The following is a 15253-nucleotide window of genomic DNA, read 5'->3' as shown; positions in this document are numbered from 1 at the left end:
CGCCTCGCAGATCGCCCCGGCGTCCGCCGCATCCGACTTGGAGCGCTTCACATAGGGCTTCACGTACTGCGGCGGCAACACCATCACCTCATGGCCCAGCGCGCGCAATTCCCGCGCCCAGTAGTGCGATGCGCCGCAGGCCTCCATGCCAATCTTCAGCGGCGAAAGCCCTGCAAAAAAGGTCAGTACCTGATTGCGCCGCAGCTTCTTGCGCAACACCGGCTGTTCAGCTTCATTCACCCCATGCAACTGGAAAACGCTCTTTGACGTATCCAGGCCAATGCGAATAAGATTTTCCACGGACGGTCTCCCTTGTTTGAGATCTGCAACGACCTCATTCTGGCACATCACGATGCCGTCGGGGGCCGTCCACCCCAACACGTACAAAAGTACGCTCCGCTCCGGTTCTCGAAACCACCACCATATGACTCGCCAGAGCGAATTTCGAAACGGTCTCTGCAGCGTCGCCAATCAGTCCAGAAATAACCTCTTGTTAGATTGTCGACAATCTGCTTGTCTTGCTTTCGGTTTCCCTGGGAGTGGCCGAATGGCGAAAGCGGATTTCAGTCCGATCGCGGACACGACGCGACGCGCCGAAATCGTCGCGCTGTTGCGGCGCGCGATCCTGACCGGCCAGCTCGCGCCCGGCCAGAAGCTCAACGAACTCCGTATCTCCGAACAGATGCGCGTCAGCCGCGCGCCGCTGCGCGAGGCGATGCGCGAGTTGGTCCAGGAAGGCATCCTGACCAGCATCCCCTATGCCGGCACCTTCGTCATCGAGGTCACAGCCAAGGACATCGACGATGCCTATTCGTTCAACAAGGTGATGGACGAGCTGGCCATCGAGCGGGCGTGGCCGCTGCGTGACCAGCGCTTCTTCGACGAGATCGACCGGCGCCACGAAGCCGTGAAGCAGGCGACCCGCGCGTTGGACACGACACGCCAAATCGAAACCGCGCTGCAACTGCATGGCCTGATCTACGAATGGGCCGACAATTCGGTGCTGCTGGAAACCTGGCAGCGGCTGACCAGCCGGCTGCAGATGTATTTCGCGCTCCACCAGCATGCCCGCAATGAGCCGGTGCCGGCCGAAGACGTTCACGAAACCTATGTGCGGTTGCTGAAGGGCAAGGACATGCGTGCAGCCCAGCGCCATGCCAGGGAGCACATCGATCTCGATTTCGAGGAGTTGCTTGCCTACGCGCGCGGCCTCGAACAACGCCCGTCGAGGGGCGCCTGACCCGTTCCCAACATCACAGACAGCGGACAACACACGTGCAGATCGAGACCGTCAAGGCCTACCATGTCGTGCAGCCCTTCGTGGACGGGCCATACCGCATGTCGAAAGGGCGCGAGGCCGACGCTTTCGACGCGGTGATCGTGTCCATGACATCAAACAGCGGCATCACCGGCTGGGGCGAGATGGCGCCGCTCGGCAATTTCTACTCGGCGGCTTTCCCCGCCGGTACCCGCGCCGGCGTGGTCGAGATCGCGCCGCATCTGATCGGCCACGATCCACGCGGACTGGCCAGCGTAGGGCGGCTGATGGACACGGTGTTCAAGGGCCATCCCTACATCAAGTCGGCGCTCGACATGGCCTGCTGGGATCTGGCGGCACGAGCCGCCGACGTGCCGCTGGTCACGCTGCTCGGCGGCAAGGAAAGCGACACCGCGGAACTCTACAAGGTCGTCACGCACGGCAGCGTCGACGCCATGGCCGCGCTGGCCAAGCGCATCGTCAAGGACGGTTTCCGCCGGCTGCAGGTCAAGGTCGGCGGCAATGTCCATGACGACATCGAACGCGTCACCGCGGTCGCCGCCTCGGTGCCGAAAGGCACGGTCATCTTCTGCGACGCCAATGCCGGCTGGACGCCCTACCAGGCGCGCCAGTTCGCCGACGCCACGCGCACCATCGACTACACGTTCGAGCAGCCCTGCACCACGATCGACGAGAACATGTCGGTGCGCCGCATGCTGGACAAGCCGATGGTGCTCGACGAATCCGTCACCTCGCTCGAGGCGATGCTGGAAATTCATCGCCTCGGCGCGGCCGACGGACTGACCCTGAAGATCTCGCGCCTTGGCGGCGTGACCAAGACGCGCCAGATCCGCGACGTCGCCGTCGACCTCGGCTTCATGATCACGGTCGAGGACACGGGCGGTGCCGAGATCGACACGGCGGCGATGGCGCATCTGTCGTTGTCGACGCCGGAGGAGCGCCGGCTGCATGCGATCGCCTTCCATGAATGGGTGACGGTGCGCACGGCGTCGAACATGCCACCGGTCACCGGCAGCCGCATGGGCATTCCAGACGGGCCGGGTCTCGGTATCGACGTCGTTCCCGATCTGCTCGGCGTGCCGTTCTTCGAGGTCGGCCGCTGAGATGAAAATCCGCAGCATCAAAGCCACGCCGATCAATTTGCGCCTCGAAGCGCCCTACGCCTGGGTGTTCGGCGAACTCGACGGATTTTCGCCGACCATCGTCGAAGTCGAGACCGAGGATGGCCTGGTCGGCCTCGGCGAAGCGCCGACGCCGGCGGCGGCCGCGATCATCAACGATGTCCTGGCGCCACGGTTGGTCGGGCGCGATGCCTTCGACATCGCCGGCGCCGAGCATGTCTGCCTGCCCTTTTGGACCGGCGTGCAGTCGATCAACGACCGCACCCGCATCATGGCTTTCGGCGCCATCGAAATGGCTTTGTGGGATCTGCGCGGCAAGGCGTGGAGCCAGCCGCTCTACCAGTTGCTTGGCGGCGCCGTGCGCAAGGATATCCCGTTCACCGACTATTTTTCGTTGCGTGGCGACGGACCAAAGGTGAAGGGCGAGAGGACGCCCGAGGAAGTCGCCGACTATTGCGTCGAATTGCACGAGACACATGGAACGACCTTCTTCGAAGGCAAATTTTCGACTGAAGACCCTAAAATCTCGCTCAGGATGGTCGAGCTGATCCGCCGCAAACTTGGCGACGATGCGATGATCCGCATCGATTCCAACCAGGCCTATTCACTCAGCACCGCGCGGCGGCTGGCGCGCCCGCTGGAAGAATTGGGTGTGCGCAACTGGGAGGATCCGGTGGCGACCATCGAGGAGATGCGCGAGTTGCGGCGCCATTGCTCGATCCCGTTCTCGACCCACAACATCGACATTGCGCGTGCCATGGAAACCAAGGTCCCGGACGCCTTCGTCGGCAACCCGACGACGCATGGCGGCATTGGCCGGCTGTTGCGCTTCGTCGGCGCCTGCGAGCACGCCGGCATCGATTTCTGGTGCTACAGCGGCGACAGCGGCATCGGAAGCGCGGCCTATCTGCATCTGTGCGCGGCACTCGGCTGGATCAGGGAGCCAAACCAGTCGCTGTTTCGCATGCTGCCGATGGATGTCACCGAGGAAGGGCGATTTTCGCCCAGAAACAACGTCGTGCGGGTGCCGGAAGGTCCCGGTCTCGGCGTCACCTTGTCGCGGGAAAACCTCGCTGCCTGTCACAGAGACTTTACCGAGAAAGGACCGTGCAACAAGTATCATGACCCGGCAAAGCCCGGAACCTATCGCCGTTTGCCGCTGAACTAGATGACGGCAAGCGGCCAAGACAAGTGGCCAAGAAACGAGAAGCCGGCCGCCGCGACTTCGGTCGGGAAGGTTGGACAAAGGGGGTGGAAGCAGTGCAGCCAACGATCCGGCGCGTCCACGCCACGACTGGATGGACCGGACAAAACCGCATGCTAAATTTCCGGTCGACAGACCTCTCTGGCGGCCGAAAAATGGAGCAATCCACGAAATTTCGTCAACCATAAGAAATAGGGGAAAGGGTAAAAACCCATGAGCAAGAACTACAGCATTCTCGACCTGATCCGGCGCAATCGCACGCCGCTTGAAAATCACCTGATCGATGGCCTCGTCGACGGCCGTGTCAGCCGCCGCGACTTCGTCCGTCACGGCAGCCTGCTCGGCCTGTCGCTGCCGCTGCTGGGCCGCATCGGCATGGCCGCCGGCCTCGGCGGCATGCCGTCGCTGGCGCGCGCGCAGGGCGCACCCGGCGCCACCATCCGCGTTGCCAGCAGCGTGCCGGCAGCGACCATCGACCCCGTCACCATCGCGGACGCGGGCGGCCTGCTGGTCATGCAGCAGGTTGCCGAGTTCCTCTGCGTCGACGGCCCCGACCTCGTTCTGCAGCCGGCATTGGCCGAAAGCTGGAAGCCGAACGACAATGGCACGGTATGGACCTTCAAGCTGCGCAAGGGCGTAAAATTCCACAGCGGCGGCGAGATGAAAGCCGACGACGTCGTGGCCAGCATCGACCGCCTCGCCGATCCGGCAAACTCGTCCAATGCGCTGTCGGTGTTCACCGGCATCCTGCAGAAGGGCGCCTCAAAGAAGGTCGACGACTACACGGTGGAATTCCACCTCGATGCGCCGAACGGCAACTTCCCCTACATGCTGTCGTCCGACAACTACAACGCCGTCATCATCCCGGCGAGCTACAAGGGCGACTACGAAAAGAGCTTCGACGGCACCGGGCCGTTCAAAATAGAGAAATACACGGCAAAGGTCGGTGCGTCCTTCGTCCGCAACGAGGACTATTGGGGGCCGAAGGCATTGCCCGAGCGCACCGAATTTACCTTCTTCACCGACATGCAGCCTCAGATCCTGGCGTTGCAGGGCGGACAGGTCGACATCATCAACCAGATGCCAGTGCTGGCCGGTGTCGCTCTGCTCAACGATCCGAACGTCGACATCATCAGCCTGAAGTCGTCGGCCCATCAGCAACTGCACATGCGCTGCGACGAGGGCCCGTTGAAGGATGCGCGCGTGCGCCGTGCCATTGCGCTCTGCCTCGATCGCGACAAGCTGGCCGCCGGCCTGATGAAGGGACGCTCCGCTCTGGGCAATGACAGCCCGTTCGCCGCCGTCTACCCTTCGACCGATACGAGCGTGCCGCAGCGCAAGCAGGATATCGCCCAGGCCAAGCAGCTCATGGAAGCAGCCGGCCTTGGCCAGGGCTTCAAGATAACGCTGACCACCGAGCGCTATCTGGAAATTCCCGAATACGCCCAGCTCATCCAAAACTGGGTCAAGGAGATCGGTGTCCAACTCGATCTCAACATCCTCGACCAGAGCGGATATTACGGAGACGCGGTGTTCGGCAAATCGAACTGGCTGGATTCGGTGATGGGCATCACCGACTACGGCCACCGCGGCGTGCCGAACGTCTATCTCGCGGCGCCGCTGAAGAGCGAAGGCACCTGGAATGCGGCGCATTTCAAGAACAAGGACTATGACGCGCTGGCGACCAGCTACATCGCAGCCCTCGACCTCGAGGCGCAGAAGGCCGACGCCGGCAAGATCCAGAAGCTGCTGCTCGAGGAAACGCCTGTCATCTTCGGCTATTTCTACGACTATCTGACGGCGACGGCGAAGGGCGTGGCCGGCGTACAGCCGACCGCCATGTCGCAGCTGTTCCTCGACAAGGCATCGAAGGCCTGAACGGAAAGAGAAAGCCAATCCTCTAACAGCCAGCTCCCGCATGGGGGCTGGCTCCGCAAGGAGTCCTAGCCATTCTCTCCTTCCTTGTCCGGCGTGTCTCGCTGTCGCTGGTGACGCTGTTCCTGCTCTCGATCATGGTGTTTCTGGGCGGCCAGGTGCTGCCCGGCAATGTCGGGCGCGCCATATTGGGTCCGTTCGCCGACCAGCGCGCGGTCGATGCGCTCAATCACACGCTCGGCGTCGATCGCCCGCTGCTGACCCAGTACTGGGACTGGATCTCCAACTTCGTCCAGGGCGACATGGGCACGTCCTACATCTTCCGCTCGCCGGTCGCGCCCTTCGTCATCGATGCGCTGGGCAATTCGATGAAGCTGGCGGCGGTCGCCTTCGTGCTGGTGGTGCCGATCGGCATTCTCGGAGGCGTCGTTGCCGCACTCAATCTCAACCGCCCGCTCGACCGCATCATCAGCCTCGGCGGTCTGTCGGTGACGGTGCTGCCCGAGTTCGTCACAGGCATCATCCTGATCCTGATCTTTGGTGTGTGGCTGCGCTGGCTGCCTATATCGGCTGCATGGCCGCGCGACGCCGGCTTCTTCACGCAGCTCTACTACCTGATCCTGCCTTCACTGCCGCTGTTCCTGGTGCTGTTCGGCTATATCGCTCGCATGGCGCGCTCCGGCATGATCGAAGCGCTCGATTCCGACTACACGCGAACGGCCGTGCTGAAGGGCCTGCCCTGGCGCACGGTGATCTGGCGGCATGTGCTGCGCAACGCGCTGCTGCCGACCATCACCGTTATCGCGACACAGACCGGCTATCTCATCGGCGGCTTGGTCGTCATCGAAACGCTGTTTCGCTACCAAGGCATCGGCTCGCTGATCTTCACCGCCGCGCGCGGCAAGGATTTCCCGATGCTGGAATCCGGCATTCTAACCATCGGCATCGTCTATGCCGTGGCCACCCTTGTCGCCGACTTCCTCTATTCCGTGCTCAATCCGCGCATCCGGCTGGGGTCAGATCAATGAGCGCCGTCCAGACCAGCTCCCCCACACCCGACGACATGCGCCGGCGCGGCCCGCTGGCCGAGGTCTTTTTCTCGCTGCTGCGCTCGCGAACGTTCCTTGTCGGTTTCGCCATCGTGCTGTTCTGGGTCGCCTGCGCGCTGTTCGGCGAGCATTTCGCGCCCTACGATCCGCTCGCCGACGACATCATCAATGCGCTGGCGCCGCCTTCGTCCGAACATTGGTTCGGCACCGACCAGATAGGCCGCGACGTCTTCTCGCGCGTCATTGTCGGTTCACGCGACATCCTGACCGTCGCGCCGCTGGCGACCTTGCTGGCGACCGTGGCCGGCACGGCGCTCGGCCTCATCACCGGCTATTTTCGCGGCCTCGTAGACGATGTCGTCAGCCGCATCCTGGAAGCCTTCATGGCAATCCCGGTGGTCATCGTCGCGCTGTTGGCGATCGTTGCGCTCGGCACCTCCAAGACGACGGTCATCGTCGTCATCGGCCTGAGCTTCGCGCCGATCATCGCGCGCACCGTGCGCTCGGCAGTGCTGGCCGAGCGCGAACTCGACTATGTCGCCGCCGCACAGCTCAGGCACGAAAGCGCTTTGCATACGATGTTCGTCGAGATCCTGCCCAACGTCGTCCCGCCGATCCTGGTCGAAACCACTGTGCGGCTCGGCTATGCCATTTTCGCCGTCGCCACGCTCTCCTTCATGGGCTTTGGCATCCAGCCGCCCTCGCCCGACTGGGGGCTGTCGATCTCCAACAATTACGGCATGATCGGCGGCGGCTTCTGGTGGACGGTGCTGTTCGACGCGCTGGCCATTGCTTCACTGGTGATCGGCGTCAATCTGGCGGCCGACGGCGTTCACGGAGCGCTCAATGACTAACTCCGCCAAGGCCGAAAACGCACTCGAACTCACCGATCTGTCGGTTGCCTACCGCGTCGCCGGCCGTAATCGCGCCGTGCTGCGCAACCTCAGCCTCACCATCGGCCAGGGCGAGGCCTATGGGCTGGTCGGCGAATCCGGCTGCGGCAAATCCACCGTCGCGCTCACCGTCGTGCGCTATCTGCCGCGCAACGGCTCGATCACCGGCGGCGCCATCTCGCTCGACGACCAGGACGTGATGAAGCTGGATGCCGAAGCGCTCAGGCGGGCGCGGGCCGAAAGCGTCTCCATGGTCTATCAGGACCCGGGCAAGGCGCTGAACCCTTCGATCCGCGTCGGCCGTCAGCTGACCGAGATTTTTGAACTCGGCGGCGTCTCGGGACAAGCGGCCACCGAACGGGCAATTGCGATGCTGAACCGCGTGCGCATTTCTGACCCGACGAGCGTCATGCAGCGCTACCCGCACCAGCTTTCCGGCGGCATGCAGCAACGCGTGGCGATCGCCATGGCGCTGGCCAACGATCCATCGATGCTGATCCTCGACGAGCCGACCACCGGCCTCGATGCGACGGTGGAAGCCGAGGTGCTCGACCTGATCGCGCAGCTCAGGCAGGAATTGTCGGCCTCGATCCTGTTCATCAGCCACAACCTCGCCGTCGTTTCCAACATGTGCGATCGGGTCGGCGTGCTCTATGCCGGCATGCTGGTCGAAGAAGGGCCGACGGATGTCGTGTTCAACGATCCGCGCCATCCCTACACGGTCGCCCTGCTGCGCTGCCTGCCGCGCGGTGGCCAACGCAAGGATCAGGGCCGTCTCGACACCATTCCGGGGTTTCTGCCCGGCATTGGGGTCGATATCAAGGGCTGCGCCTTCGCCGACCGCTGCGCGCTCGCCGACGACCGCTGCCGCAGCGAATTGCCGCCGCTCTACGATCTGGGCGGCCGGCTGTCGCGCTGCTTCCATCACGACAAGGCGCAGGCGCTGCCGCGCGCGACACCGAGCGATGTTGCGCCGGCACCAAAGGCGGCAGCCGCACCGGTGCTGCGGGTCGCCGGGCTGAACAAGACCTATGCCAGCCATGGCCACGCGCTGCGCGCGGTCAAGGACGTGTCACTCGATCTGCGGCCCGGCGAGACGCTGGGGCTGGTCGGCGAGTCCGGCAGCGGCAAGACGACCTTCGCCAGGCTGCTGCTCGGCCTGGTGCCGCCTGACGCGGGCGGCACCATCGAGCTCGAGGGCAAGGCCCTGGCGCCCAGGCTGGAGAACCGCAGCGACGACCAGATCAAGGCGATGCAGATCGTCTTCCAGAACCCGGACTCCGCACTCAACCGCTCGCATTCGATCCGCCACCTGATCGGCCGCGCGTTGAAGCGGCTGGCGGGCCTCTCCGGCAAGGCGCTGGAGGCGCGCCTCAACGACCTCGTCCGCTCGGTGCGGCTCACCGACCGGCATCTTGCCGTCAAGCCACGCCAGCTTTCCGGCGGCCTGAAGCAGCGCGTCGCCATTGCGCGCGCCTTCGCCGGCGACCCGCGCATCGTGGTGTGCGACGAGCCGACCTCCGCGCTCGACGTCTCGGTGCAGGCGGCGATCCTCAATCTGCTCGCCGACCTGCAGTCGAAGGAAGACGTCAGCTACATCTTCATCTCGCATGATCTGGCCGTGGTGCGTTACCTCTCCGACAAGATCGCCGTGCTCTATCTCGGCCGCATCATGGAGCTCGGACCGTCCGAAGACGTCTTTTCCGGGCCGCATCATCCCTACACCGAAGCGCTGCTGTCGGCGGTGCCCAAACTCGATCAGACCGAGACGGCACGCATTCGTCTCGACGGCGAGATCCCCAGCGCCACCAGCCCGCCGTCGGGCTGCGTGTTCCACACCCGCTGCCCGCGCAAGATCGGCCCGATCTGCGAGCAGCAAGAACCGCCGCTCAGCGAGGCCCAGCCTGGACACTCGATCCGCTGCCACATTCCCTACACCGAACTGGCAAGGCTGCAGAGGGCGGTCGCAACCGAGCCGGCATAGCGGGCGTCACCGTCGCTAGGGCGGCTTGGCCAGTCAGATCTGGCCGGCCATGCTGAGGGAACGATCACCTTCTGAAAAGCCCTGCCCCTCCGCCCAGTCTCTGGGCAGCGTGCGCAGCCCAGTCAGCGCGACATCCAGGACATCCGAAGAGACGGGGTTCGAGGGATAGGCGAGGTAGATCGGCCGCTGGAACACAGGCGCGTTGTCGATGCGCCGCATCTCGCCGCGCTCGATATGACCGCTGACGGCGCTGAGCGGCAGATAGGCGGCGGCCTGCTGCGACAGCACATGCTGCAGGCCGATGAAGACCAGCCCGGCCGATATGGCGGGCTTGACCGTGCCGGCAAAGGCGCGGTCGTGCTCGATGCGAAATTCCAGTCCCCAGTCCATCAGGATGTAATTTTCGGTCCAAGGCTTGGTCTGCGCGGCATGCTGGACGAGCACGACCTGATCGACGGCCAGCGTTTCGTAGACGATGCCGGGATGCGGTCGCGGCAGATAGAGGATGCAGATGTCGAGCAGGCCTTCCGCCAGCTGGTCGATCGCCAGATCCGGGAAACTGCCTTCGAGCCGCAGCGCCACGTTCGGCCGCCTGGCGCGCATCCACTCGACCCATGGCGAGGTGATGCGGTCCCACAGATAGGCAGGGGCGGTGAGCCGCAGCAAGGTCTCGTAGCCATCGGGAACGGCGATGTCCTGTCTAGATTGCTCCCAGGTGCGGGTGATCGACGAGGCATGCGGCAGGAACTGCCGGCCGGCCGGCGTCAGCGTGACGCCATCGCGGTCGCGCACGAAAAGCCGGCGGCCCAACTGCTCCTCCAGCCCCCTGATCCGCGCGCTGACGGTGGACTGGGCGAGGTTGAGCCGGCCAGCCGCGACGGTGAAGCTGCCATGGGCGGCGACCTCGAGAAAGCTGCGCAGATTTTCAGTGTCCATGCCCACCTCTTGCATCGAAAATTTCGATGACCCCTATCAAAAAATATCGCTTTCCGGCGGCAGTCAACAATGAACTAGATGGCCGAGCCCCAAGACAAGCGAGGAATCCAGCCATGCCCAAGCATTTCCGGATCGTCGACAACGCTCGCAGAACGCTCACCGCAATCGAAAATTCCGCTGTGGACGAATTGCTGGCCGGCAGGTTGGGCCGGCGCGACTTCCTGCGCCATGGCAGCGTGCTTGGTCTTTCCTTGCCCTTTCTGGGCAGCCTTGTCGCGGCAGCTGGCTTTGGCACGCAGCCGGCTCGCGCCGAGGGCAAGCCGGGCGGCACGGTGCGCGCCGGCGTGGCGACGCCGGGCGGCGCCATCGATCCCGTCACCTACTATGACAGCGGCAGCTACCAGCTGGTTTTCCAGACCGCCGAGTTTCTCTGCGTCACGCAGCCGGACCTCACCCTGAAGCCGGTGCTGGCGGAGAGCTGGGCGCCAAACGAAGACGGCAGCGTGTGGACCTTCAAGCTGCGCAAAGGCGTGAAATTCCACAATGGCGAGGACTTCAAGGCCGACGACGTCGTCGCCACCTTCGACCGGCTGGCCGATCCCAACGGGGCCTCGAACGCGCTTTCGGTGTTCAAGGGATTGCTGTCGAAGGGCGGCACGCAGAAGGTCGACGATCACACTGTCGCCTTCCACCTCGATGCGCCGAATGGCAGCTTTCCCTATTCGGTGTCGATCGACAATTACAACGCCGTCATCCTGCCGGCGAGCTATAAGGGCGACTACGAAAAGACTTTTGAAGGCACCGGGCCATTTCGGCTGGAGACCTACACGCCAAAGGTCGGCGCGACTTTCATCCGCAATCCCGACTATTGGGGTGAGAAGGCGCTGCCCGACCGGCTCGAATTCAAGTTCTACGGTGACGTGCAGCCGCGCATCCTGGCGCTACAGGCCGGCGAGGTCGACATTCTCGACGCGGTTCCGCTCGATGTCAGCCAGGTGGTGCTGAACAGTCCTGATATCACCGTCTTGCGCGTCGCTTCGACCGCCCACCGCCAGCTTCACATGCGCTGCGACACGGACCCCTTCACCGACAAGCGTGTGCGCCAGGCGCTGGCGCTGTGCATCGATCGCTCCAAGCTGGTCGACGGCCTGTGCCGCGGCATGGCGGCGACCGGCAATGACAGCCCGTTCGCGCCGGCCTTCCCTGCGACCGACAAGACGGTGCCGCAGCGCGTCCAGGACATCGCCAAGGCCAAGCAGTTGCTGGAGGCGGCGGGCCTCGCCAGCGGCTTCGACATCACGCTGACGACGCTGCGCTATTCCGACATTCCCGGCTACGCGCAGTTGTTCCAGAATTTCGCCAAGGAAATCGGTGCGCGCATCTCGCTCAACATCGAAGACCAGGACAAATATTACGGCAAGGCGGTGTTCGGCCAGTCGGACTGGCTGGACAGCCCGCTCGGCATCACCGACTACGCGCATCGCAGCGTGCCGAACGTCTTCCTCAACAGCCCGCTGGTCAGCGACGGCCCGTGGAACGCGGCGCATTTCAAGAGTCCGGCCTATGACGGCATGGTCACCAGCTATCTCAAGGCGCTCGATGTCGGCGCGCAGCGCAGTGCCGCCTCCGACATCCAGAAACTGCTGCTCGACGAAACGCCTGTCATCTTCAGCTATTTCCCCGATCTGCTGGTGCCGGTGCGCAAGAATGTCAGCGGCTTGCCGCCGATCGCCGCCGGGCTGCTGCTCGATCGCGTGTCATTGAGCTGATCGTGCCCCAGCGCCCGATCGCGAAAGAAAAGAAACGGGAGACTACCATTCGCAAGCCTCATTTGCGCGGCCGTGGGCCGCATTTTCCGCTGCTCGATAACATCGTGCAGTACGAATTCGAGCCGGGCTACATAGCCTTCACCATGCCGACGCAGAAGCGCCTGCGTGTGCAGGTCGGGTCAATGACCGTGGCCGATACGACCAACGCCTTGGTGCTCTACGAATCCGATCACCTGCCGGTCTACTATTTCCCGATCGGCGATGTGCGCGAGGAGTTCCTGCTGCCGAGCAAGACGACGACAGAGGACCCATTCAAGGGCACAGCCACCCACTATTCGCTCAACACCGGCATCACGCTGGTCGAGGACGCGGCCTGGCGCTATCTCGATCCGGTGAAGGGCTGTCCACCGATATCGGACTACATGTCGTTCACCTGGAGCAAGATGGGCCACTGGTTCGAGGAGGACGAGGAGATTTTCGTCCACGCCCGCGATCCGTTCCGCCGGGTCGACTGCCTGCCGTCGTCGCGGCGCGTACAGGTTATCCTCGACGGCGAACAGGTCGCCGATTCACGCCGCGGCGTGTTCCTGTTCGAGACTGGCCATCCGGTGCGCCACTATCTGCCGATCGCGGACACGCGGCTCGATATGTTCGCGCCCAGCCGCTACATTTCGCGCTGCCCCTACAAAGGCATCTCCAACTACTACCATGTGACGACCAAGGCCAAGCGCCACGAGAACCTCGTCTGGTACTATCCGGAGCCGGTGCACGAGGCGGAGCGCATCAAGGGGCTGGTCTGTTTCCACCACGAACTGGTCGACAAGATCCTGGTCGATGGCGTCGAAATCCCGAAGGAAGCCACGGCCGCGTCGAGCGGATATTTCTGAGCATCGACGCCCCTTGAGCCGCGTTCACGTGGGCGCTTGATCGAAGCACGGCTCAGCGCATACGCTCCCTGAGACAGGGAGGGCACTCGATGGATCTTTTCAAGCTGGACGGCGATGTCGCGCTGGTTACCGGCGCCGGCAGCGGCATCGGCCAGGCAATCGCGATCGGACTGGCCGAGGCGGGCGCCGACGTCGCCTGTTTCGGCCATGCATCGAAGGGTGGGCTGGACGAAACGGCGCACCGGATCACGGCGCTCGGCCGCAAGGCGCTGGTGCTGACCGGCACGGTGACGTCTGAGAGCGATCTCGCGGCGGCGATCGATCGCGTCGAGAGCGAACTTGGCGCGCTGACGGTCGCCGTCAACAATGCCGGCGTTGCCGGCTCCGAACCGGCCGAGACGATGCCGCTGGAAACATGGCAGAAGGTGCACGAGGTCAATGTCGCCGGCGTGTTCCTGTCCTGCCAGGCCGAAGCGCGCAAGATGCTGGCGCGGCGCAAGGGCTCGATCATCAATATCGCCTCGATGTCCGGCACCATCGTCAACCGGGGCCTGACACAGGCGCACTACAACTCTTCGAAGGCCGCCGTCATTCACATGTCGAAGAGCCTCGCCATGGAGTGGGCCGACCGCGGCCTGCGCGTCAATGTCGTCAGCCCGGGCTACACGCTGACGCCGATGAACAAGCGGCCGGAGGTGGCCGAAGAGGTGAAGATCTTCAAGCGCGACACGCCGATGGGACGGATGGCGGCGCCGGAGGAGATGGTCGGACCGACAGTGTTCCTGGCCAGCCGCGCCGCGAGTTTCGTCACCGGCCTCGACCTGATTGTCGATGGCGGCTACGTCTGCTGGTAAGGGTTCGACTTCGCCTGCAGTCTGAATTTATACGTCCCACGAGGCGTTAGGCCGTTGCGCGACATGAACCTTGGTATATATAATTTCATCCTATGAAACGGCCTTGGCGAGATGGGGCTTGCCCGGGTCGACAGCCGAGAACATGGGACCTTGATGGCTCGCACCTTGCAGGGCGCCGCAGGACTGGAAATCGATCCGCAGATGACCGCTCCCGCAGCGATCCGTCGGCAGCCATGACGCCGACACTGCGGGCCTATCCCATCATCACTAGAATTGAGCATCATCTTGCCTGCGCTGGCCAAAGCCGGGGCAACAATTCGGCGCCGACGGCCTTGCGCAAAGACCAGCCTTTCCAACACAATCAAGAAAAGCCGCAAGAAGGGAACGAACGATAATTTTCACAGCTTGAAGGAGAACAAGCATGTCACTTCGCAGTGTGATTTCGAACTTGACAATGGGAGCCTTCGCACTCGCCGCGGCGAGTGCACTGACGCCTTCCGCCCAAGCCGCCGCACCCGAATCCAATGACCCGATCAAGATCGCGCTGTTTGACTGGACCAGCGTCAATCTGAACGCCAAGATCCTCGGCGGTATCCTGGAAAAGCTCGGCTATACCGTCGAATATCCGACAGCCGACTACCTCTCCAGCCTGACCACAGGTCTCACCAATGGCGACCTCGATGTCGGTCTGGAATTCTGGGACACGACCGCCGGCGAGGCCATGAAGGCCTCCGACGCCACCGGCCAGACCGAGCGGCTGGGCAAGCTTGGACCGAAGGCCAAGGAAGAATGGTGGTTTCCCGAATACATGAAGGAAAAATGCCCCGGCCTGCCCAACTGGGAAGCGCTGAAGGATCCGAAATGCGCCGAAGCCTTCTCGACGGCGGAGACCGCGCCGAAGGGGCGCTATCTGGGCGGCCCGGTGACATGGGAAGGCTTTGACGACGAGCGCGTCGAGGCGCTGAAACTGCCCTTCACCGTTATCCATGCCGGCACCGACGCGGCGATGTTCGCCGAACTGGACTCGGCCTATCAGCGCAAGGCGCCGATCATGCTGTGGATCTATTCGCCACACTGGGCGCCGGCCAAGTACAAGGGCGAGTGGGTGGAATTCCCCGAATACACGCCCGAGTGCTACAACGACCCGAAATGGGGCGTGAACCCCGACGCCAAATATGATTGCGGCAAGCCGCATGGCGAGATCTGGAAGTACTCCTGGTCCGGCATGAAGGACAAATGGCCGGTCGCCTACAAGGTGGCCAAGGCCTACACGGTCGACACCGACGAACTCAACAAGATGAGCGGCGAGATCGATCTCGGTGGCAAGACGCCGGAAGACGTCGCCGCCGCCTGGATCGCCGCTCACGAGGCCGACTGGAAAGCTTGGGCGCAGTGATCCTTC

At 63.5% G+C, this 15253-nt stretch carries 12 protein-coding genes and 1 pseudogene; 11 read left to right on the top strand and 2 right to left on the bottom strand.

Annotated features, from left to right (window positions below):
• Positions 1 to 300: pseudogene (locus tag EOA16_RS02855) on the bottom strand (IS110 family transposase); the annotation flags it as partial.
• A gap of 247 nt (positions 301 to 547) precedes the next feature.
• Here EOA16_RS02855 and EOA16_RS02850 point away from each other — a divergent pair.
• From EOA16_RS02850 to EOA16_RS02820, 7 genes are all read left to right on the top strand, one after another.
• The gene (locus EOA16_RS02850; protein WP_127255286.1) at positions 548 to 1240 is read left to right on the top strand and encodes a GntR family transcriptional regulator; all 693 of its coding nucleotides are present in this window, start codon (positions 548 to 550) and stop codon (positions 1238 to 1240) included.
• 35 nt (positions 1241 to 1275) lie between these two features.
• Positions 1276 to 2382 (top strand): mandelate racemase/muconate lactonizing enzyme family protein, encoded by a 1107-nt coding sequence (locus tag EOA16_RS02845; protein WP_127255284.1) that lies wholly within the window; start codon positions 1276 to 1278, stop codon positions 2380 to 2382.
• A 1-nt stretch (position 2383) separates the two neighbouring features.
• The gene (locus EOA16_RS02840) at positions 2384 to 3568 is read left to right on the top strand and encodes a mandelate racemase/muconate lactonizing enzyme family protein (protein WP_127255282.1); all 1185 of its coding nucleotides are present in this window, start codon (positions 2384 to 2386) and stop codon (positions 3566 to 3568) included.
• A 249-nt stretch (positions 3569 to 3817) separates the two neighbouring features.
• Positions 3818 to 5482, top strand: coding sequence for an ABC transporter substrate-binding protein (locus EOA16_RS02835; protein WP_127255280.1), 1665 nt, complete (start codon positions 3818 to 3820; stop codon positions 5480 to 5482).
• 71 nt (positions 5483 to 5553) lie between these two features.
• Positions 5554 to 6507, top strand: a complete 954-nt coding sequence (locus tag EOA16_RS02830; protein ID WP_127255278.1) for an ABC transporter permease — start codon at positions 5554 to 5556, stop codon at positions 6505 to 6507.
• Positions 6504 to 7382 carry an ABC transporter permease gene (locus EOA16_RS02825; protein WP_127255276.1) on the top strand — a complete coding sequence of 293 codons (879 nt, stop codon included), beginning with the start codon at positions 6504 to 6506 and terminating at the stop codon, positions 7380 to 7382. Before EOA16_RS02830 ends, EOA16_RS02825 begins: the two co-directional genes overlap by 4 nt.
• On the top strand, positions 7375 to 9405 hold the full coding sequence (locus EOA16_RS02820; RefSeq protein WP_127255274.1) for an ABC transporter ATP-binding protein: 2031 nt from the start codon (positions 7375 to 7377) through the stop codon (positions 9403 to 9405). Before EOA16_RS02825 ends, EOA16_RS02820 begins: the two co-directional genes overlap by 8 nt.
• Positions 9406 to 9438: 33 nt before the next feature.
• Here the strand turns inward: EOA16_RS02820 and EOA16_RS02815 are convergent, their stop codons facing one another.
• Positions 9439 to 10341 (bottom strand): LysR family transcriptional regulator, encoded by a 903-nt coding sequence (locus tag EOA16_RS02815; protein WP_127255272.1) that lies wholly within the window; start codon positions 10339 to 10341, stop codon positions 9439 to 9441.
• 113 nt (positions 10342 to 10454) lie between these two features.
• On the opposite strand from EOA16_RS02815, the gene EOA16_RS02810 reads away from it, so the two are divergent.
• From EOA16_RS02810 to EOA16_RS02795, 4 genes are all read left to right on the top strand, one after another.
• Complete coding sequence (locus EOA16_RS02810) at positions 10455 to 12110, top strand: ABC transporter substrate-binding protein (protein WP_127255270.1); 1656 nt, start codon at positions 10455 to 10457, stop codon at positions 12108 to 12110.
• Entirely contained in the window at positions 12107 to 12997 is an 891-nt protein-coding gene (locus tag EOA16_RS02805; protein WP_164754088.1) for a DUF427 domain-containing protein, read from the top strand. Before EOA16_RS02810 ends, EOA16_RS02805 begins: the two co-directional genes overlap by 4 nt.
• Positions 12998 to 13086: 89 nt before the next feature.
• A complete protein-coding gene (locus EOA16_RS02800) occupies positions 13087 to 13851 on the top strand; it encodes an SDR family oxidoreductase (protein WP_127255268.1) in 765 nt (254 codons plus the stop codon).
• Positions 13852 to 14272: 421 nt separating this feature from the next.
• On the top strand, positions 14273 to 15247 hold the full coding sequence (locus EOA16_RS02795; protein ID WP_127255266.1) for an ABC transporter substrate-binding protein: 975 nt from the start codon (positions 14273 to 14275) through the stop codon (positions 15245 to 15247).
• Positions 15248 to 15253 lie beyond the last annotated feature (6 nt).

Origin of the sequence: Mesorhizobium sp. M7A.F.Ca.US.008.03.1.1, from assembly GCF_003997495.1 — a bacterium.
Lineage (GTDB): Bacteria > Pseudomonadota > Alphaproteobacteria > Rhizobiales > Rhizobiaceae > Mesorhizobium.
Note: the sequence above shows the minus strand (reverse complement) of the source record. Positions and strands in the feature narration are given on the sequence as shown.

Coding starts and splice junctions, on each gene's coding strand:
- EOA16_RS02850 (WP_127255286.1), top strand. CDS start 548: ATGGCGAAAGCGGATTTCAGTCCGATCGCGGACACGACGCGACGCGCC.
- EOA16_RS02840 (WP_127255282.1), top strand. CDS start 2,384: ATGAAAATCCGCAGCATCAAAGCCACGCCGATCAATTTGCGCCTCGAA.
- EOA16_RS02835 (WP_127255280.1), top strand. CDS start 3,818: ATGAGCAAGAACTACAGCATTCTCGACCTGATCCGGCGCAATCGCACG.
- EOA16_RS02825 (WP_127255276.1), top strand. CDS start 6,504: ATGAGCGCCGTCCAGACCAGCTCCCCCACACCCGACGACATGCGCCGG.
- EOA16_RS02820 (WP_127255274.1), top strand. CDS start 7,375: ATGACTAACTCCGCCAAGGCCGAAAACGCACTCGAACTCACCGATCTG.
- EOA16_RS02815 (WP_127255272.1), bottom strand. CDS start 10,341: ATGGACACTGAAAATCTGCGCAGCTTTCTCGAGGTCGCCGCCCATGGC.
- EOA16_RS02810 (WP_127255270.1), top strand. CDS start 10,455: ATGCCCAAGCATTTCCGGATCGTCGACAACGCTCGCAGAACGCTCACC.
- EOA16_RS02800 (WP_127255268.1), top strand. CDS start 13,087: ATGGATCTTTTCAAGCTGGACGGCGATGTCGCGCTGGTTACCGGCGCC.
- EOA16_RS02795 (WP_127255266.1), top strand. CDS start 14,273: ATGTCACTTCGCAGTGTGATTTCGAACTTGACAATGGGAGCCTTCGCA.